Here is an 18,678-nt window from a genome sequence, read left to right as displayed (position 1 = left end):
TGCGTCGGGTTCCTGGGTTTCCTCTTTGTGTCCTGCCCCAGCATAATCACGCCAAACGTCCATTCCTGTGATTGCCTTGGGAGAGCGCCTTGCCGAGCGTATCCACCGTGAGCCCCGATGCACCGGTATTGCTGGTGCAACTGTCCGACAGCCATTTGTTTGCCGAGGCCGATGGCGCGCTGCTGGGCATGAATACCCGTGAAAGCCTGCAGCGGGTGATCGAGTTGGTGCGCGCGCAGCAGCCATGGATCGACCTGGTACTGGCCACGGGTGATCTGTCACAGGACGGCACGCTTGAGTCGTACCGGCAGTTTCGCGACATGACCGCGCCGCTGGGTGCTCCGACACGCTGGATTCCGGGTAATCATGACGAGCCGCCGATCATGGCCCGGGCCGCCGCGCACAGTGATCTGCTGGAACCGGTGGTCGATATCGGCCACTGGCGCGTCACCCTGCTGGACTCCGCCGTTCCCGGTTCCGTGCCGGGTTACCTGCAAGACCAGCAACTGCAATTGCTGGCCCAGGCCTTGAGTGAGGCGCCGAACCGTCACCACCTGGTGTGTTTTCACCACCATCCGGTACCCATCGGTTGCGCCTGGATGGAGCCCATCGGCCTGCGCAACCCCGATGCGTTGTTTGCCGTGCTCGACCGTTTCCCGCAGGTGCGGGCGGTGCTCTGGGGGCATGTGCACCAAGAGATCGACCGCGAACGCAACGGCGTGCGCCTGCTGGCGTCGCCATCCACCTGCATCCAGTTCGCGCCGGGCAGCGAGGATTTCAAGGTCAGCGAGCAGGCGCCGGGTTATCGCTGGCTGCGGTTGCATGCCGACGGGCGGTTGGAGACGGGTGTGGAGCGGGTGCAGGATTTTGTATTTACACCCGATTACGCCAGCAGCGGCTATTAAAAGCTGCAAACACGGTTTGAAAAGGTGGGAGCTGGCTTGCCTGCGATGGCGGTATGCCAGTTAACACCTCTGTGACTGAAACACCGCCATCGCAGCATAGGTATCTACACAATTTTCAGAGGCTGGCGAATTCTCCTGTGGCGAGCGGGCTTGTCCCGCGTTGGGCTGCGCAGCAGCCCCAAAACCAGGCGCAGAGGAAAGACTGATACTCCGCATTCGTCTTCATTGGGGCCGCTGCGCAGCCCTAAAACCAGCCTCTGCGGAATGTCTGACACACCGCATTCTGCTTACTGGGGCTGCTTCGCAGCCCAACGCGGGGCAAGCCCGCTCGCCACAACAGCCCGTTCGCTGGGTTTTCAGCGTCGAGCCAAAGTTGTGTAGTGAGCGGGCTTGTCCCGCGCTGGGTGGCGAAGCCGCCCCAATAAGGACACCGCAGTGTTCCAGATGAAACCAGATCGTCTGGTTTGGGGCTGCTTCGCAGCCCAGCGCGGGACAAGCCCGCTCACTACAGGGATACTTTTCAGTCGTTGAAAGTTGTGTAGATACCTATGGCCATCGCAGGCAAGCCAGCTCCCACACGGGATCTTCTGTGTCCTTTGGAAAGAGGGCATCACACGCCATCCCGATCCCTGTAAACTGCGCCCCTTTGGCTGAGTCACGGAGAGCCCGGCATGTCGGCTTCGATCCTGTATATCCACGGTTTCAACAGCGCGCCGGCATCCAACAAGGCCAGCCAGCTGATCAGCGTGATGGACAACCTCGGCCTGGCCGACCAACTGCGCGTACCGGCGTTGCATCACCATCCCCGTCAGGCGATTCCTCAGCTCGAGGAGGCCATTGCAGAACTGGGGCGGCCACTGCTGGTCGGCAGCTCACTCGGCGGCTACTATGCAACCCACCTTGCCGAACGCCATGGCCTCAAGGCGCTGTTGGTGAACCCGGCGGTCAGCCCCCATCGGATGTTCGACGGTTACCTGGGCACCCAGAAGAACCTCTACACCGACGAAACCTGGGAACTGACCCACGATCACGTCACGGCGCTGGCCGAGCTGGAAGTACCGGCGCCCCAGGATGCCGCGCGTTATCAGGTGTGGTTGCAGACCGGGGATGAAACCCTGGATTATCGCCTCGCCCAGCACTACTACCGGGCCTGTGCCTTGCGCATCCAGGCCGGTGGCGACCATGGTTACCAGGGTTTTGCCCGCCAGCTGCCGGCGTTGTTGAGCTTTGCCGGCTTTGGCGCAGATCAGTATCAATCCTTCGATTTTGCAGCACTGTAAACATCGCAGGTTACTTTTTAATCGAACGACTCACGACGAGACACCATGGCCACTCCCAGCGCTAGCTCTTATAACGCCGACGCCATCGAAGTCCTCTCGGGCCTCGACCCGGTGCGCAAACGGCCCGGCATGTACACCGACACCAGTCGGCCGAACCACCTTGCCCAGGAAGTCATCGACAACAGCGTCGACGAAGCCTTGGCCGGGCACGCCAAATCGGTGCATGTCATTCTTCATGCGGACCATTCCCTTGAAGTGTCCGACGACGGACGCGGCATGCCGGTGGACATTCACCCTGAAGAAGGCGTGTCGGGCGTCGAGTTGATCCTCACCAAGCTGCACGCCGGCGGCAAGTTCTCCAACAAGAACTACCAATTCTCCGGCGGCCTGCACGGTGTGGGTATTTCGGTGGTCAACGCCCTGTCGAACCATGTGCGGGTGAAGGTCAAGCGCGACGGCAACGAGTATGAGATGACCTTCGCCGATGGTTATAAAGCCACCGACCTGCAAGTGATCGGCACCGTTGGCAAGCGCAACACCGGCACCAGCGTGTATTTCGCGCCGGACCCCAAATACTTCGATTCGCCGAAATTCTCCATCAGCCGCCTCAAGCATGTGCTCAAGGCCAAGGCCGTGCTGTGCCCGGGCCTGCTGGTCACCTTTGAAGACAAAGGCACCGGCGAGAAGGTCGAATGGCATTACGAAGACGGCCTGCGCTCTTACCTGGAAGATTCCGTCAGCGAGTTCGAACGCCTGCCCAACGAGCCGTTCTGCGGCAGCCTGGCCGGTAATAAAGAAGCCGTCGACTGGGCACTGCTGTGGTTGCCAGAAGGCGGCGACAGCGTGCAGGAAAGCTACGTCAACCTGATCCCCACGGCCCAGGGCGGCACCCACGTCAACGGTTTGCGCCAGGGTTTGCTGGATGCCATGCGCGAATTCTGCGAATACCGCAGCCTGCTGCCGCGCGGCGTGAAGCTGGCGCCGGAAGACGTATGGGAGCGCATTGCGTTCGTGCTGTCGATGAAAATGCAGGAGCCGCAATTCTCCGGCCAGACCAAGGAGCGCCTGTCGTCGCGCGAAGCGGCGGCGTTTGTCTCCGGCGTGGTCAAGGACGCGTTCAGCCTTTGGCTCAACGAGCATCCCGAGCTGGGCCTGGCCTTGGCCGAGTTGGCGATCAACAACGCCGGCCGTCGTTTGAAGGCCAGCAAGAAGGTCGAGCGCAAGCGCATCACCCAGGGCCCTGCACTGCCCGGCAAGCTGGCTGACTGCGCCGGACAGGACCCGATGCGCTCCGAGCTGTTCCTGGTGGAAGGTGATTCCGCCGGCGGTTCCGCCAAACAGGCACGGGACAAGGAATTCCAGGCGATCCTGCCGTTGCGCGGCAAGATCCTCAATACCTGGGAAGTCGATGGCAGCGAAGTCCTCGCCAGCCAGGAAGTGCACAATATCGCCGTGGCCATCGGCGTCGACCCTGGCGCGGCGGACATGAGCCAGCTGCGCTACGGCAAAATCTGCATCCTCGCCGACGCCGACTCCGACGGCCTGCACATCGCCACGCTATTGTGCGCGCTGTTCGTCCAGCACTTCCGACCGTTGGTGGATGCCGGTCACGTCTACGTCGCCATGCCGCCGCTGTACCGTATCGACCTGGGCAAGGAGATTTTCTACGCCCTGGACGAAGCTGAGCGCGATGGCATCCTCGACCGCCTGGTGGCCGAGAAGAAACGCGGCAAGCCACAGGTCACGCGATTCAAGGGCCTGGGCGAAATGAACCCGCCGCAACTGCGCGAAACCACCATGGACCCGAACACCCGGCGCCTGGTGCAGTTGACCCTGGAAGACTTTGCCGCCACCTCGGAAATGATGGACATGCTGCTGGCGAAGAAACGCGCGCCGGACCGCAAGTCCTGGTTGGAGTCCAAAGGCAACCTGGCCGAGGTGCTGGGCTGATGCGTGCAGGTTTCGCCCTGGCGATCCTGATGTTGTGCGGGTTGGCGGCCACCCAGGTGGCTGCCGCGCCCGCGGCTGAGCTCAAGCTGATCTCCGAGCACCCGGTGGACGGCATGCGCGGCGGCAACCTGTCGGGCCTGGCCTTGTGCGGTAACGCGTTGTGGACGGTTTCCGACCGCGACGACGACCAGATCTACCGCCTGGATACGCATGCGCCGACCTGGCAAGCCGAGGCGGTCAGGATCGACGTGCCGCCGGTGCCCGAATCCGGGTTGCCGTGGGGGCTACGTTCGCGCACCAAGGCTGCCTCGTTCATTCGCGGTGGTGACCTGGATTTTGAAGGTATCTCCTGCGATGCCGCCGGCAACCGCTACATCGTCAGCGAAGCCCACGCCGCGGTGCTGCAAGTGCCGCTGGCGGGCGCGCCGCAATGGTTGAACATTGCTCCGGCGATGGTGCGTGAAGCGCGGGCCGGCGGCATGTTGCTGCACTTCAACGCGTTGTTTGAAGGCCTGGCGATCAGCCCCGAGGGCAACCAGATCTGGCTGGCCGCCGAGCGTGAGCGGCGCGGGCTGATTTCGATCAAGCCTGCGCAGGGCCTGTGGGACTGTGATGGGCCTTGTGTGCTGATGAGCGAGGCGGGCCGGCAAGTGCAGCCGGCCAAGTTCACCGATGCCAAGGCTGTGTCCAAGGATTTCGCCGACCTGGCGCTGTTCAAGGGCAAGCTGTTTACCCTGGAGCGCAATGCGTTCCAGATTTGCCGGCGCGATCCCGTCACGGCCAAGGTCGAGCTGTGCTGGTCGTTTGCCGACGAAACCCTGATGCCCGAGCGACGTTACCCCCAGCCCTACGGCCTGGCTGAAGCCCTGGTGGTGGACGCCGAAGGCGCCTGGCTGGGCATTGACAACAATTTCGGCCCGCGTGCCGATGGTGAAAAGCGCCCCATGGTCTATCGTTTCGCCGCCCCTGCCGGTGGCTGGAGCGCCCAGCCATGAGCCCCGGCTTTTTTGACTTGACCCGGTGCAGCGGCAGTTCCGCTGCGCCTTACCCGACCATGATGAGGCCCGCATGAGTGACATCCTCGCAGACAGCTTAGACGGCGTAGAACGCCGGTCGCTGGCTGACTTCACCGAAAATGCCTACCTCAACTACTCCATGTACGTGATCATGGACCGTGCCTTGCCGCATATCGGCGACGGCCTGAAACCCGTGCAACGGCGCATCATCTACGCCATGAGTGAGTTGGGCCTGGATGCCGATTCCAAGCACAAGAAGTCGGCGCGTACCGTCGGTGACGTGCTCGGCAAGTTCCACCCCCACGGTGACTCGGCGTGCTATGAAGCCATGGTGCTGATGGCCCAGCCGTTCAGCTACCGCTACACGCTGGTGGACGGCCAGGGTAACTGGGGTGCGCCGGATGATCCCAAATCCTTCGCCGCGATGCGATACACCGAGGCGCGCCTGTCGCGTTACTCCGAAGTACTGCTGAGTGAGCTGGGGCAGGGCACGGCGGACTGGGGGCCAAACTTCGACGGTACACTCGACGAGCCGCTGGTGTTGCCGGCACGTTTGCCGAATATCCTGCTTAACGGCACTACGGGAATTGCGGTCGGCATGGCCACCGACGTGCCGCCGCACAACCTGCGCGAAGTCGCCACGGCCTGTGTGCGGTTGCTGGATGAGCCTAAAGCCACGGTCGAGCAGCTCTGCGAGCATATCCAGGGCCCGGATTACCCGACCGAAGCGGAAATCATCACGCCGCGCGCCGATCTGCTGAAGATGTACGAAACCGGCAAGGGCTCGGTGCGCATGCGCGCCGTGTACCACATCGAGGATGGCGACATTATCGTCACGGCGCTGCCGCACCAGGTGTCCGGCGCCAAGGTGCTGGAGCAGATCGCTGCGCTGATGCAGGCAAAACCGTCGAAATTGCCGCAAGTGGCAGACCTGCGCGACGAGTCGGACCACGAAAACCCATGCCGCATCGTGATTATCCCGACCAACAGCCGGGTCGACCACGAAGTGCTGATGCAGCACCTGTTTGCGAGCACGGAGCTGGAGTCCAGCTACCGGGTCAACATCAATATCATCGGCCTGGACGGCAAGCCGCAGCTGAAAAACCTGCGCAACCTGCTGGTGGAGTGGCTGGAGTTCCGGGTGAACACCGTGCGCCGCCGCCTGCAATTCCGTCTGGATAAGGTCGAGCGTCGTCTGCACCTGTTGGACGGCTTGCTGATTGCCTATCTCAACCTGGATGAAGTGATCCATATCATCCGCACCGCAGAGCACCCGAAAGCCGAGCTGATCGCGCGTTTCGCGCTGAGTGAGATCCAGGCTGACTACATCCTCGACACCCGCTTGCGCCAATTAGCGCGCCTGGAAGAAATGAAGCTGCGCGACGAACAGGACGCGCTGCTCAAGGAACAAGCCAAGCTGCAAGCCTTGCTGGGCAGCGAAGCCAAGCTGAAGAAGCTGGTACGCACTGAGCTGATCAAGGACGCTGAAACTTATGGCGACGACCGCCGCTCGCCGATTGTCCAGCGTGCCGAAGCGAAAGCTCTGACAGAAACAGAGCTGCTGCCAAATGAGAAAATTACCGTCGTTCTGTCGGAAAAGGGTTGGGTTCGCTCCGCCAAAGGGCATGATATTGATGCAACCGGGCTATCGTACAAAGCTGGCGACGGGTTCAAGACCGCCGCGGCCGGGCGTTCCAATCAGTTTGCGGTGTTTATCGATTCCACCGGGCGCAGTTATTCGGTACCGGCCCACACATTGCCGTCCGCACGGGGGCAGGGCGAGCCGTTGACGGGGCGCCTTACGCCGCCGCCGGGTGCGAATTTTGAATGTGTGCTGCTGCCGGACGACGACGCGCTGTACGTGATCGCCTCCGACGCGGGCTACGGTTTCGTGGTCAAGGGTGAAGACCTGCAGGCCAAGAACAAGGCGGGCAAAGCGCTGCTGAGCCTGCCGAACAACGCCAAGGTGATCCTGCCGCGGCCGGTGGATGACCGCGAGAGCAATTGGCTGGCGTCGGTGACCACCGAAGGGCGCTTGCTGGTGTTCAAGATCAGCGACCTGCCGCAATTGGGCAAAGGCAAGGGCAACAAGATTATCGGTATTCCAGGGGAGCGCGTGGCCAGTCGCGAAGAGTACGTGACCGACATCGCAGTGATCCCGGAAGGTTCTACCCTGGTGCTCCAGGCCGGCAAGCGCACGTTGTCATTGCGCCCTGACGACCTTGAACACTACAAGGGCGAGCGTGGTCGACGCGGTAACAAACTGCCTCGGGGCTTCCAGCGTGTGGATGCTTTATTGGTGGAAACGCCTGCGTAAGGCGTATTAGAGCCCTCGATCTACGATTTAACGCGTAGATCGACGCTTTGGCGCTGGAGTCATGGCGCATATTCACGGATGATATGGCCTTTCCAGCGCCGGCGTGGCCGAGCGTGTTTAGGTTATTTTTAGTATTACATTGTGGTTTGCCTTGTGGCAGCCACCTGGATGGGATGATGACTGCTCCACGCCTTCCTTTTATTTTCATGCTCGCTGGCCTTTTGGGGCTGGCGGGTTGCAGCACGCATCAGCCGGTGTCGCTGTACCAGCTGGACAGCGGAAGTCCGGCTCAACCCGCGCAGACCGCCGGCATGGCTGTCTTGTTGGGCCCGGTGGTCGTAGCCGACTACCTGCAACGCGAAACCCTGCTGCAACGTCAGAACGACGGCAGCCTGCAAGGTTCCACCGATGGTCGTTGGGCGGGCAGCTTGTCCTCTGACATCAACCAGCTGATGTTGCGCCAGGTGGCGGGTCACCTGGACAGCCAGCGCGTCGTGCTTGCACCCGCGCCCACCGGCTTTACCCCGGATGTGCAGGTGTTGTTGACCATTACCCGGCTCGATTCGGGTAAGTCGCAACCGGCGATCCTCGATGCACAGTGGCGCTTGATCGACCGCCGTGGCCAGGTGCGCGATAACCGCATCGTGCACCTGCAGGAGGAACACGCCGGCACCACCGCCTCCCAGGTCCAGGCCCAGGGCGTGTTGTTGCAGCACCTGGCGCAACAGTTGTCGGTGGCGCTCAAGCCATTGGCCAACCAACCGCCGATTGCCGAATCGCCACGCAAGCAAAGCGCCCCGGTGCAGGCCAAGCCGACCGAGCCGCAGAAGCCAAAGATGCCGATGGCGACGCCGATCCGTACGGATATGGAAGTGTTCAGGTTCTGATCTGAATGACACGCAAACAAAAGGCCCGCTGATTCAGCGGGCCTTTTTTGTTTGTGCGCAATTTGAAGGACACTGAAGATCCCCTGTGGGAGCGGGCTTGCTCGCGAAAGCGGTGGGTCAGCCGGTACATCTGGTACTGATACACCGCATTCGCGAGCAAGCCCTCTCCCACACAAGCCCGCTCCCACAGGGTCCTGCATTATTTATCAAGGCTTGGCCCGGGTCTCATGCATCCGCGCCAACTGCCGCTCTAGCATCGACGGGTACGGCTCCATCAACCGCTCCACACAACTGGCGCCTTCCGGACTGGCAATCGGGCGAATGCGTGCGCGCTGACGGATCAGCGTGTCTTCGCTGATCTTGCGCTCCACCAGCAGCAGGTTGCGGCTGTGTTGGGACAAGGCGAGGGCATCCTGGGCGATCTCAGTCAGCAGCAGATCGATCTGGCTCATGCCAAATAGATCGTCGCCTACCGTCAGGCCCAGTTGCAATTGCAGGGTGATGCCGCTGTCGGCCACTTCGATCTGCAATTCATGGCCCAAGGCGCGCAGCAACTCGCCGCAGCAGATCGCATTGGTCAGGTAGTCTTCACCGCTGTCTTCGCTGTGGAACAACATCAGGGTGCTGCCATCGTTCAGGGTATGCAGTTCGCTCTGGTACAGCGAGGCAGCCTGATCGAGGCAGTCACGGTAGCGTTCCAGCAGTTCGGTCAGGCGCGCGCGCGGCAGGCGACGCAATTGGTCCTGGGCGCCCAGCTGCACCGCGAGTACGGCACTGTACTGGGGTTCGGTGTTTCTGACTGGGGCCGGTTTCGGGGCGACGGCCGGGGTGCCGTCCGAAGTGTCGCGCAGGTCGGCGAAAGGGTCTTCGTCGTCCAGTTCGTCTTCTTCGGCGATGAACACCTTGCGGGTCGCAGGCTTCAAGCCGGCCACCGGCGCCTCTTGCACGGCAAATTCGGGTTCGTCGTCGTAGTCGGTGTCGTCGAACTCAGGCTCGGGCTCGGCTTCGTGCACCACCGGTTCCGGGGCGAAGCTGGCGTGCAGCTGGCGGGCGAGGTCGCCGATTTCATCCTGGCGGTCGGTGGCCGGGGTGTGTTCGTCGATATCCCGTAGCCAGATGCGCAGTTGCATCAACGGCGTGGAGATATGCCGGCCCAGGCGCAAGCTCAAGGCCAGGGCCAAGGCCAGCAGGATCGCGCTCAAGATGCCCATGCTTTGCAGGCTGATGGTCATCGGCTGCTGGAATTGCTGCATGTCCAGGCTGATGCGCAGTTGGCCGGCCTTTACATCCTGAAACGTGATATTGCTCTGGTACAAGCCTTCGGCTTCGCCCAACAGGCCGTTTTTCGGGCGCTGCCCGGCTTCGGCCATGATCCGGTTGTCCACGCTATAGATGGCGGCGTGGGCCACCAGCGGGTTCTTGGTCAGGTTGTTGAGCAGCACGTTGAGGCTGAGGATGTCGTTGGACACCAGCAGCTCGGTCGCCGAAGTGGCGGTCTGGGTGGTCAGGCTTTCGCCCAGGGCGTCGGCCTGCTCGTGCATGGCCTGCTTGAACTGCAAACCCATCACGCAGGCGTAGATCACCAGCGCCAGGGCGACCAGGATCACGTTATGGCTGGCGATGCGTAATGCGATCGGTACACGGCGGTGGCGCAGTGCCCGGAAGATCAGCAGGAAGAAGTTGTCGGTTTTTACTGGCGTAGGCCGGTTCACTTGAGCTCGGCTCTTGGTCCGTGAAGTTGACGCGCAGTATAGCGACAGCCCTAGAACCGGCAAAGCGCTGGCTGTGCCCGATGGTCACTGAAAGTGGGTAGAATGCGGTTTTTTTCCAGCCTGGGGGTGCGCCTTGCGCGAAATTGTCCTGATAAACATCACCGGTGTTGACCGACCGGGTCTCACCGCAGCCATTACCGGTGTTCTGGCCCAGGGTGGTGTAAACATTCTCGACATCGGCCAGGCGGTGATCCACGACACGCTGTCGTTCGGCATTCTGGTGGAGATCCCGAGCACTGAACAGGCGTCCTCGGTGCTCAAGGACATTCTGTTTACGGCATACAAACTGGACCAGCAGGTTCGTTTTACCCCAGTGTCCGAGGAAGACTACCGGCATTGGGTGGCCGGTCAGGGCAAGAAACGCCACATCGTGACGCTGCTGACCCGCAAGGTCACGGCAGAACAACTGCAGCGCGTCAGCTCGATCACCGCGCAATATGGTTTGAATATCGACCACATTGACCGTCTGTCGGGTCGCATGCCGCTGGACACCCCCGCCGACAAAGGCAAGGGCTGCATCGAGTTTTCCGTGCGCGGCGAGCCGGCCGACCCGCAAGCCCTGCGCGCCGAGTTCCTCAGCGTGGCCCAGGAGCTCAACGTCGATATTGCCTTCCAGGAAGACTCGCTGTTCCGCCGCAACCGCCGCCTGGCGGTGTTCGATATGGACTCGACGCTGATCGAAGCCGAAGTCATCGACGAATTGGCCAAGGCTGCCGGTGTAGGCGAACAGGTTTCGGCCATTACCGAGCGTGCCATGGCCGGCGAATTGGACTTCCGTGCAAGCTTTAAAGAGCGCCTGGCGCTGCTTAAAGGCCTGGACGTGAGCGTGCTGGACTCCATCGGCGCATCGCTGCGCCTGACCGAAGGCGCCGAGACCTTGTTCGCCGAGCTCAAGCGCCTGGGCTACAAGACCGCGATCCTGTCCGGTGGTTTCACTTATTTTGCCAAGCAGTTGCAGGCCAAGCTGGGCATCGACTATGTATTCGCCAACGAGCTGGAAGTGGTGGACGGCAAGGTCACCGGCGTGGCCGTGGAGCCGATTGTCGACGCACAGCGCAAGGCGGATCTGCTCAAGGAATTGGCGCACAAGGAAGGTTTGCGCCTGGAGCAGACCATTGCGGTCGGCGACGGCGCCAATGACTTGCCGATGCTGGCGATTGCCGGGCTGGGCGTTGCGTTCCGTGCCAAGCCGTTGGTGAAGCAGTCGGCCAAGCAGGCGATTTCGACGTTGGGGCTTGATGGTGTGTTGTATCTGCTGGGCTTGCGCGACCGCGACGGGCAGCTTTAACGCCCTGCTAAAACACTGTAGGAGCGAGCTTGCTCGCGAGGAGCTTGAGAACACTGCGGGCAGTCAGAAAGCCCGCGTTATCGTTAGCGTCCCTTCGCGAGCAAGCTCGCTCCTACAGAGGATCTACATCAGGCTTTAGGTAAGGCGATGCCTTGCCCCATTTGCACCGGCGAACCCGCCACCAGTTCTTCAGCCCACTTCACCTGGTCCGGCCCGAACAGCACGATCGCCGTCGAACCCAGCTTGAAGCGGCCCAGTTCCGCACCTTTCTCCAGATGAATCGGCGCACGCGCCGCTTCGTCGTAGCGGAACGTCTTCAGCTCACGCTTGGGCGGCGTTACCAGGCCGGCCCATACGGTTTCAATCGAGGCCACAATCATCGCGCCCACCAATACCACAGCCATCGGGCCGCGTTCGGTGTCGAACAGGCAGACAACCCGCTCGTTACGCGCAAACAGTTCCGGCACGTTTTCGGCGGTGGTCTGGTTCACCGAGAAGATCCGGCCCGGTACGTAGACCATCTCGCGCAAGGTGCCGGCCAGCGGCATGTGCACGCGGTGGTAGTCCTTGGGCGACAGGTAGATGGTGGCGAAGTCGCCGCCCATGAACGGCGCGGCTACGGCTGCATCGCCGCCGAGCAACTCCAGCACGCTGAAGCTATGACCTTTGGCCTGGAACACCCGACCATGCTCGATCGGACCGAGCTGGCTGACCGCGCCATCGGCCGGGCTCAAGACAGCGCCTGGGGTTTGATCCAGCGGGCGAGCGCCGTCCTTGAGCGCGCGCGTGAAGAAGGCGTTGAAGTGCTCATAGGCGGTCATGTCTTCGACCAGGGCCTGGGACATGTCCACTTGATAGCGCTTGGCGAACCAGGTGGTGAAGGCGTTCTTGAACCAGCGTACGCGGCACTCGGCAATGCAGCCGGCCAGGCGCGACAGCAAGTGGTGCGGCAGCAAGTACTGGCTGAGGATAAACAACTGCTTTTTCATAACTGTCCTTGAACCTTAAATCTCGACGGGGGTGTCGGGGTGGTTGCCCCATTCGCCCCAGGAACCGGCATAACCTTTGACCCGCGGATAACCGAGCGCCTTGGCCACCAGGTAGGTGAAGCCAGAGCGGTGGTGGGTCTGGCAATGGGTGATGATTTCTTTATCTTTGGTCAGCCCCAGGTCTTCGAGGATCTGCGGCATGTCGCGGCGGATACGCAGGTTGCGCGCCTGGTCCATGCCGGCGGTCCACTCGAAATTCACGGCGCCGGGAATGTGCCCACCTTTGGCGGCGAGCACCTTTTCACCGGAATACTCCAGCGGACCCCGCGCATCCCAGATGCCCAGGTCGGCCGCGCCCAGGCGGCTTTGCAGGTATTCGCGGGTGGCGGTGGGGCCGTCGTGCAGCGTGAGGCTGACCGGGCCGCCGACGGGCGCGGGCACATCGGTGGAGACGGGGTGTTTCTCTGCCAGCCAGGCCAGCAGCCCGCCGTCCAGGTAGTGGTATTTCTGGTGGCCGATCACGTCGAGCAGCCAGATGAAACGCCCGGCCCAGCCGCCGCCTTCGTCGTCGTAGACCACGTAGGTCGTGTCCGGAGTGTGGCCCAGTTCACCGAACAGGGTTTCCAGGTCGGCTTTGGCCGGCAGCAGCCCAGGAGCAGGCGCCTGGCCCAACTGGGTGCGCTTGGGATCAACAAAATGCGCGCCGGGGATATGCCCTTCGGCGTAGCGGACGGCACTGGTGAGGTCCACCAGGATCAGGTGTTCGGCCTGCAGGCGACCGAGCAGGTCGCTGGGTTCGATCACCAGCGGCAAGCCAGAGAAGTCAGGCATGTGAGGTCTCCTGGGCACAAAGGTTGGCGATAAAAGAGGGACGATTGTAGCGCAAGCATCAGGTGCTGCGGTTGGTAAAGCAGTGCAGGGCCTTCTCGATGCATTGGGCGGTTTTGCCGAAGGCTTGCACCGTGGTTTCCGAAAACGGCCCGCCGCCCTGGTCAGCCACCATCAGCATCACGACCTTGCCGTTGCAACTCAGCGAGCGCAGCAGCAGGTGTTCGCCGGTAAACAGCCGGCGCAGGATCGGCGGCAGCAGGGCCGAGAACTGCGCATGGTTGTCAGGGTTGAGGCGCACCTGAGCGGACTTTTCCAATAGACGCTGCAATAGCGTGCTGTTGACCACGTCCAGGCTGAGGTTGGCGGCGTCCTTGGGCAGGCCGTCGACCTGATGCACGCGCAAGGTGCTCTGGGCACGATCCGTCATCAGCAGCATGACCCGCTGCATGCCACTGGCCACTAACGCCTCCTTGGCGCAGGTGGTCAGGTGCATGGCGTTGGCAAAGCGGCTCGGCTCCACCAGCAGCTCGGTGCAGCGCTTGCGCCACACGGCCAGGGACTCGGCAGTGGGCGGCGGCGCCGGCAGCAGGCCGCGATGGATCTTCTGCACGTGCCACGGCCAGATCAGCGACAGCGCCGGGTGCCACAGGTCGGGCATCAACGTGGTGCGGGCACTGGTGACGGCTTGTTGGTGGACCTGTTGCTGAACGTCGCCCAAGGGTTGTTGCAGGTACAGCGCAGTCAGGTACTGCCAGCGTTCGGTATGCGGGCAGGTCCAGGACTCCTGAGCCGACATCGCCAGGCCGTTGGCCAGCAACACGGTGTTGGCCGGCTGGTTCAACCAGCGGCGCAGGTTGGGTTCGGCGTCAAGCAGTTGTTGATGACGCAGCGGGTCATCTTCGCGGGCGATATGCAGTGCCTTGACCAGCAGGCGTTGTTCGCTCAGCAGCAATTTATAGCCTTGGGATACCCAGACCGGCAGGTGCCAGGCTTCAGTCAGGCCGACGCACAGGTCCAGCAGGCGCACGCCGAACAAATCATGCTCGACCTCGCGGGCCGGCTGGTTCTTGTGGATAACCCGCAGCTCCCATTCTTCCAGGAGTTTGGGGTAGGCAACCGCCATCGGCCACATGGGTGAAAGAAACAGCAGGCTGCCCCAATGAATGTCCTGCCACAACCGCGCCAGGCGGCTGCCAAACAAACCGTTGGCTTGCTGCGAAGCGTGCTGGCTCACCAGCAGCAATTGGCGCAACGCCACCGGAATCTCGTGGGCCGGAACCGCAGGCAGGCGCGCCAGCAGTTCTTCGGCGCGCTTGAGGCCCAGGCGGTTAAGTGCCACTTCGAGGTTTTCCGCCGGTTCCGCCAGGCTGCCATGGGTGTGGCTGTTGGCCTCGCGCATTACGCTGAGCACGAGGGCCGGGCTGTCTTGCATCAGCTCGGCAATATCTCGCAACGAGCTGCGGCTGTCGCGGATGCCTTTGCACACACGGTCGTGGCTGGCCTGGGGAACAGGCAGGAGCACCTCGTCCAGGCGCTTGATCCAAGCGGCGAGAGAGGTGGGTTTTGCAGTGGGGACTGTCGTTTCATTGGCCATGGTTGGGGCGCGATCATCACTTGCTGGCAACACGCCCGGAGCGGGCCGAACTGGCTTTTCGCCTTAACGGGCTATAGTCTGGCGCAGTTTTGCCGATAAGAGGAACAAGAGTTTTCAGTTCCCCCCAATATGTCCATGAACCCGACGGCGCAAGTACTCATCTCCTATGGCTAAAATTATCGGCATCATCGTCGTCATCGCAAGCGTGCTTGGTGGCTACGTCCTGTCCCACGGTAAAATTGCTGCGCTGATCCAGCCCTTCGAAGTGTTGATCATCGGTGGTGCGGCGTTCGGCGCTTTCTTGCAGGCGAACCCTGGCTACATGACCATGCACGTGGTCAAGAAGTCGCTGGGCATGTTCGGTTCGCGCTTTACCCACACTTTCTACCTGGAGGTGCTGGGCCTGGTCTACGAGATCCTCAACAAGAGCCGCCGCGAAGGCATGATGGCCATCGAGGCCGACATCGAAGACGCCGCCGCCAGCCCGATCTTCGCCAAGTACCCGGCCGTGCTCAAGGATGAGCGCATGACCGCCTATATCTGTGACTACCTGCGCATCATGTCCTCCGGCAACATGGCCCCCCATGAACTGGAAGGCCTGTTCGACATGGAACTGTTCAGCCTTAAAGAAGAGCTGGAACACCCTTCGCACGCCGTGACCGGTATCGCCGACGGCATGCCCGGCTTCGGTATCGTAGCGGCGGTACTCGGTATCGTGGTGACCATGGCGTCGCTGGGCGAGGGCGACCAGGCCGCGATCGGCATGCACGTGGGTGCGGCGTTGGTAGGTACCTTCTTCGGTATTCTCGCGGCCTACGGCTTCTTCGGCCCCCTGGCGACCTCCCTGGCCCATGATGCCAAGGAAGAAATCAACTTGTACGAGTCGATCAAGGCCAGCCTGGTCGCTTCGGCTTCCGGCATGCCGCCATCGCTGGCGGTGGAATTCGGTCGCAAGGTGCTGTACCCCAAGCACCGCCCAAGCTTCGCCGAGCTGGAACAAGCGGTTCGCGGTCGCTAAGCCATGGAAAACAACCAGCCGATAATCATCAAGCGCGTCAAGCGCTTCGCTGCGGGGCACCACGGCGGCGCCTGGAAAATCGCCTTCGCCGACTTTGCGACGGCGATGATGGCGTTCTTCCTGGTGCTGTGGCTGATGTCCACCGCCACGCCGGAACAGAAGATCGCCATCGCCGGCTACTTCAAAGACCCGATTGGCTTTTCGGAAAGCGGCACGCCCTTCGTGATCGACCTGGGCGGTTCGCCGCAATTGGCGCCGGAGCGCACCATCAACCCGGAAGTGCAGACCGAGTCGCCGCAGGAAAAAATCCCGATCGAGCGCGATACTGTGGAAGCGATGGCCGAGCAGGTCGAGCAGGAACGTCTTGAACTGTTGCTGCAGGAACTGCAGAACAAGGTCGAGGAAAACCCGCAACTGCTGAAGTTCAAGGATCAGATTTCGTTCGAAATTACTCCGGATGGCTTGCGCATCCAGATTACCGACGCCGCCAACCGCCCGATGTTCGACTCCGGCAGCGCGCGCTTGAAGCCGTACTTCGAAGACATCCTGCTGGCCATGGCCGACACCATCAAGGCGGTGCCGAACAAGATCAGCATCAGCGGCCATACCGACGCCAAGCCCTACTCGGGCCAGGGCGACTTCGGCAACTGGGAACTCTCGGCCAACCGCGCCAACGCCGCACGCCGCGCGCTGGTGGCCGGCAGCTACCCGGACCCGCAAGTGGCGCGGGTGGTGGGGTTTGCGTCTTCGCAGCTATTTGACGCGAAGGACCCGTTCAACCCGATCAATCGGCGTATCGACATCGTGGTACTGACCAAGAAAGCCCAACGTGCGATCGAAGGTGACCAGCCGCCACCGCAGCCGACCCCAGGCGCGGGCGCGCCAGGCGAAGTGCCCGCCGACCCGAACGCCATTCCCCCAGGGCAGCAGCCGTTGCCGGCGCATGAGCTGCGTCAGAAGCTGAATCTGTTTGATGATGGCGGGGTGAAGGATCCTACGGTGCCTGGTACGGGGTCGTAGAACACTAGCGACAATCCCAACTTAAAACGCCCCGACTCATCGGGGCGTTTTCAGTTCTGGCTAGAGCGGGAGGTAGGCTTTGACACCACTGATCACTCCTCGCATGTCGTCGGTACACAGGCGTGGTACGAAGTATTCTCGCCCTTTGGATCGGCTTTTTCTATGGAGCTTGTCGAGGCGCTCGAAGCTTACGGTGTAAATCATGTCGCACTTCACCCACAGTTCCTTGTAGCCATCAGATTGAAGTGGGTTAGTACGTAATAAGTGGTGCCAGTCGTACTGTACCTCAGGTGCGGTAGAGGAGATCGGCACCACCGTGCAGAGCTTGCGATTGTGCGTAGCGGTAGGAGATATCACCACGACTTTGCGGATTTTGAGCATTTCTGGTGCGACGAAACCTCGCGTGAAGTCGCAGAGGAGCACGTCGCCCTGTTTGGGGTGATAGTAAAGAGCCAATCGTTAATGCCCCACAAAAAGCAAAGCCGCCCGAAGGCGGCTTCATTCGACACGCAGTGGAGCTTGCTTCGCCCCTTCTGCGCCGCTGGATCAACCCCGAAAAGGATCCAGACTCCTGCCAGCTTGCGCTGGTGACGGAGAGATTATGAGCATCAGACGTTTCGAATTCAAGCTGGCTTGCGTCGACGCGCCACCCAGTTGTGCCGAATTCTTGATGCCAGCGCCCGTTAAATCAATGGATAAGGGCGCTTTGCGATGCCATTTATATGTATCAGGAAATGGCCACTCAGTAACTGCTCTCGGGCAAACTCGCAATAATCGACCGATAGCTGTTCATCCGCTGCTGCTGCACGCGGCCGTCTTCCAGCGCCTTGAGCAACGCACAGCCCGGCTCGCGGTCGTGCTTGCAGTCGCGGAAGCGGCAGGTGCCGATCAGGTCGTTGAATTCGATGAAGCCCGCTTCCACATCGCTGCGGCTGACGTGGCCAAGGCCGAATTCTCGGATGCCGGGGGAGTCGATCAGCTCGCCGCCGCCGGGGAAGTGGAACAACCGCGCGGTGGTGGTGGTGTGGGTGCCCTGGCCGGACAGTTCCGACAGCGGGCCCACGCGGGTGTCGACTTCCGGCAGCAGGCTATTGACCAGCGAGGATTTACCCACGCCCGACTGGCCGACAAACACGCTGATGCGTCCGTCCAACTGCTGTTGCAGCTGTTCCATGCCGTTGCCGTGGTGCGCCGAGACTTCCAGCACCGGGTAACCGAGGGTGCGGTACACCACGAGCAAGGCGTTGAGCGCCGGGGCGTTCTGCTCGTCGATCAGGTCGAACTTGTTCAGCAGCAGCAGCGGGCGAATGCCGGCATGCTCGGCCGCGACCAGGTAGCGGTCGATCAGGTTGGCATGCGGCTCGGGCAGCGGCGCGAACACGATCACGATCATGTCGACGTTGGCCGCCACCGGCTTGAGCTGACCGCGGCTGTCGGGGCGGCGCAGTTCGGTGGTGCGCGGCAACTGGGCGACGATCACGCCGATGCCCTGGTTGCCGGCACGCCAGACGACTTTGTCGCCGGTGACCAGCGCCGGCAGGTTGGCGCGCAAGTGGCAACGAGACACCGAACCCGCGAGTTCGCCTTCAAGTGCCTCGACTTCGACCTGCACACCGAAGTGCGCGATCACCAGGCCCGTCTGTTCGGGCCCCAGGTCGCCGCCCTCGAGCGCTTCCACGGCGGAGGACTCACGTTTGGCGGCGCGCGCGGCGCGCTCACCCTGAATCTTTTCGATGCGCCAGTTTTGGCGACGATTGAGCTGGCGTTTGGCCATTGGTGTTCCGTGTCGATAATGCAAAGGTTTAGATGAA

15 protein-coding genes are annotated in these 18,678 nt (G+C 61.9%); 9 read left to right on the top strand and 6 right to left on the bottom strand.

The annotated features are described in order from the left end of the window. Nucleotides 1-89 precede the first annotated feature (89 nt). The 6 genes from cpdA (at nucleotide 90) to ACLH0H_RS06435 (ending at nucleotide 8,355) form a co-directional block, all read left to right on the top strand. Nucleotides 90-905: a 3',5'-cyclic-AMP phosphodiesterase gene (gene cpdA, locus ACLH0H_RS06460; RefSeq protein WP_411381399.1), complete on the top strand. Its 816-nt coding sequence runs from the start codon at nucleotides 90-92 to the stop codon at nucleotides 903-905. A 671-nt stretch (nucleotides 906-1,576) separates the two neighbouring features. Next, nucleotides 1,577-2,185 carry a YqiA/YcfP family alpha/beta fold hydrolase gene (locus ACLH0H_RS06455; protein ID WP_411381398.1) on the top strand — a complete coding sequence of 203 codons (609 nt, stop codon included), beginning with the start codon at nucleotides 1,577-1,579 and terminating at the stop codon, nucleotides 2,183-2,185. 45 nt (nucleotides 2,186-2,230) lie between these two features. Continuing rightward, a complete protein-coding gene (parE, locus tag ACLH0H_RS06450) occupies nucleotides 2,231-4,135 on the top strand; it encodes a DNA topoisomerase IV subunit B (protein ID WP_411381397.1) in 1,905 nt (634 codons plus the stop codon). Beyond that, nucleotides 4,135-5,130 (top strand): esterase-like activity of phytase family protein, encoded by a 996-nt coding sequence (locus ACLH0H_RS06445; RefSeq protein ID WP_411381396.1) that lies wholly within the window; start codon nucleotides 4,135-4,137, stop codon nucleotides 5,128-5,130. The genes parE and ACLH0H_RS06445 overlap by 1 nt, the downstream gene beginning before the upstream one ends. Before the next feature lie 73 nt (nucleotides 5,131-5,203). Further along, nucleotides 5,204-7,468 carry a DNA topoisomerase IV subunit A gene (parC, locus tag ACLH0H_RS06440; protein WP_411381395.1) on the top strand — a complete coding sequence of 755 codons (2,265 nt, stop codon included), beginning with the start codon at nucleotides 5,204-5,206 and terminating at the stop codon, nucleotides 7,466-7,468. A gap of 176 nt (nucleotides 7,469-7,644) precedes the next feature. Next, on the top strand, nucleotides 7,645-8,355 hold the full coding sequence (locus ACLH0H_RS06435) for a membrane integrity-associated transporter subunit PqiC (RefSeq protein ID WP_411381394.1): 711 nt from the start codon (nucleotides 7,645-7,647) through the stop codon (nucleotides 8,353-8,355). 206 nt (nucleotides 8,356-8,561) lie between these two features. Here the strand turns inward: ACLH0H_RS06435 and ACLH0H_RS06430 are convergent, their stop codons facing one another. Next, nucleotides 8,562-10,067, bottom strand: coding sequence for an AhpA/YtjB family protein (locus ACLH0H_RS06430; protein ID WP_411381393.1), 1,506 nt, complete (start codon nucleotides 10,065-10,067; stop codon nucleotides 8,562-8,564). A 133-nt stretch (nucleotides 10,068-10,200) separates the two neighbouring features. Here ACLH0H_RS06430 and serB point away from each other — a divergent pair, with 133 nt between their 5' ends. Beyond that, nucleotides 10,201-11,415: a phosphoserine phosphatase SerB gene (gene serB / locus ACLH0H_RS06425; RefSeq protein WP_411381392.1), complete on the top strand. Its 1,215-nt coding sequence runs from the start codon at nucleotides 10,201-10,203 to the stop codon at nucleotides 11,413-11,415. A 128-nt stretch (nucleotides 11,416-11,543) separates the two neighbouring features. Here serB and asd read toward each other — a convergent pair whose 3' ends face one another. From asd to ACLH0H_RS06410, 3 genes are read right to left on the bottom strand one after another with little or no spacing between them, the layout of a single operon-like run. Continuing rightward, nucleotides 11,544-12,404, bottom strand: a complete 861-nt coding sequence (gene asd, locus ACLH0H_RS06420; RefSeq protein ID WP_411381391.1) for an archaetidylserine decarboxylase — start codon at nucleotides 12,402-12,404, stop codon at nucleotides 11,544-11,546. 15 nt (nucleotides 12,405-12,419) lie between these two features. After that, nucleotides 12,420-13,235, bottom strand: a complete 816-nt coding sequence (gene rhdA, locus ACLH0H_RS06415; protein ID WP_411381390.1) for a thiosulfate sulfurtransferase — start codon at nucleotides 13,233-13,235, stop codon at nucleotides 12,420-12,422. A 58-nt stretch (nucleotides 13,236-13,293) separates the two neighbouring features. Next, nucleotides 13,294-14,829: an HDOD domain-containing protein gene (locus ACLH0H_RS06410; protein WP_411381389.1), complete on the bottom strand. Its 1,536-nt coding sequence runs from the start codon at nucleotides 14,827-14,829 to the stop codon at nucleotides 13,294-13,296. Between the two features lie 166 nt (nucleotides 14,830-14,995). On the opposite strand from ACLH0H_RS06410, the gene motA reads away from it, so the two are divergent. Together motA and motB are read left to right on the top strand one after the other, a co-directional pair. Then, entirely contained in the window at nucleotides 14,996-15,847 is an 852-nt protein-coding gene (gene motA, locus ACLH0H_RS06405; protein ID WP_016976894.1) for a flagellar motor stator protein MotA, read from the top strand. A 3-nt stretch (nucleotides 15,848-15,850) separates the two neighbouring features. Continuing rightward, nucleotides 15,851-16,867 (top strand): flagellar motor protein MotB, encoded by a 1,017-nt coding sequence (gene motB, locus ACLH0H_RS06400; RefSeq protein ID WP_411381388.1) that lies wholly within the window; start codon nucleotides 15,851-15,853, stop codon nucleotides 16,865-16,867. Between the two features lie 60 nt (nucleotides 16,868-16,927). Here motB and ACLH0H_RS06395 read toward each other — a convergent pair whose 3' ends face one another. Beyond that, nucleotides 16,928-17,290: a type II toxin-antitoxin system PemK/MazF family toxin gene (locus ACLH0H_RS06395; protein WP_411382375.1), complete on the bottom strand. Its 363-nt coding sequence runs from the start codon at nucleotides 17,288-17,290 to the stop codon at nucleotides 16,928-16,930. A 319-nt stretch (nucleotides 17,291-17,609) separates the two neighbouring features. Continuing rightward, the gene (gene rsgA / locus ACLH0H_RS06390) at nucleotides 17,610-18,641 is read right to left on the bottom strand and encodes a small ribosomal subunit biogenesis GTPase RsgA (RefSeq protein WP_411381387.1); all 1,032 of its coding nucleotides are present in this window, start codon (nucleotides 18,639-18,641) and stop codon (nucleotides 17,610-17,612) included. Between the last annotated feature and the right edge of the window lie 37 nt (nucleotides 18,642-18,678).

It is taken from the genome of Pseudomonas sp. MPB26, from assembly GCF_046605355.1.
GTDB classification, from domain to species: Bacteria; Pseudomonadota; Gammaproteobacteria; order Pseudomonadales; family Pseudomonadaceae; genus Aquipseudomonas; species Aquipseudomonas cedrina.
The sequence above is the reverse complement of the archived record's forward strand: the minus strand, read 5'-3'. Positions and strand labels throughout refer to the sequence as shown.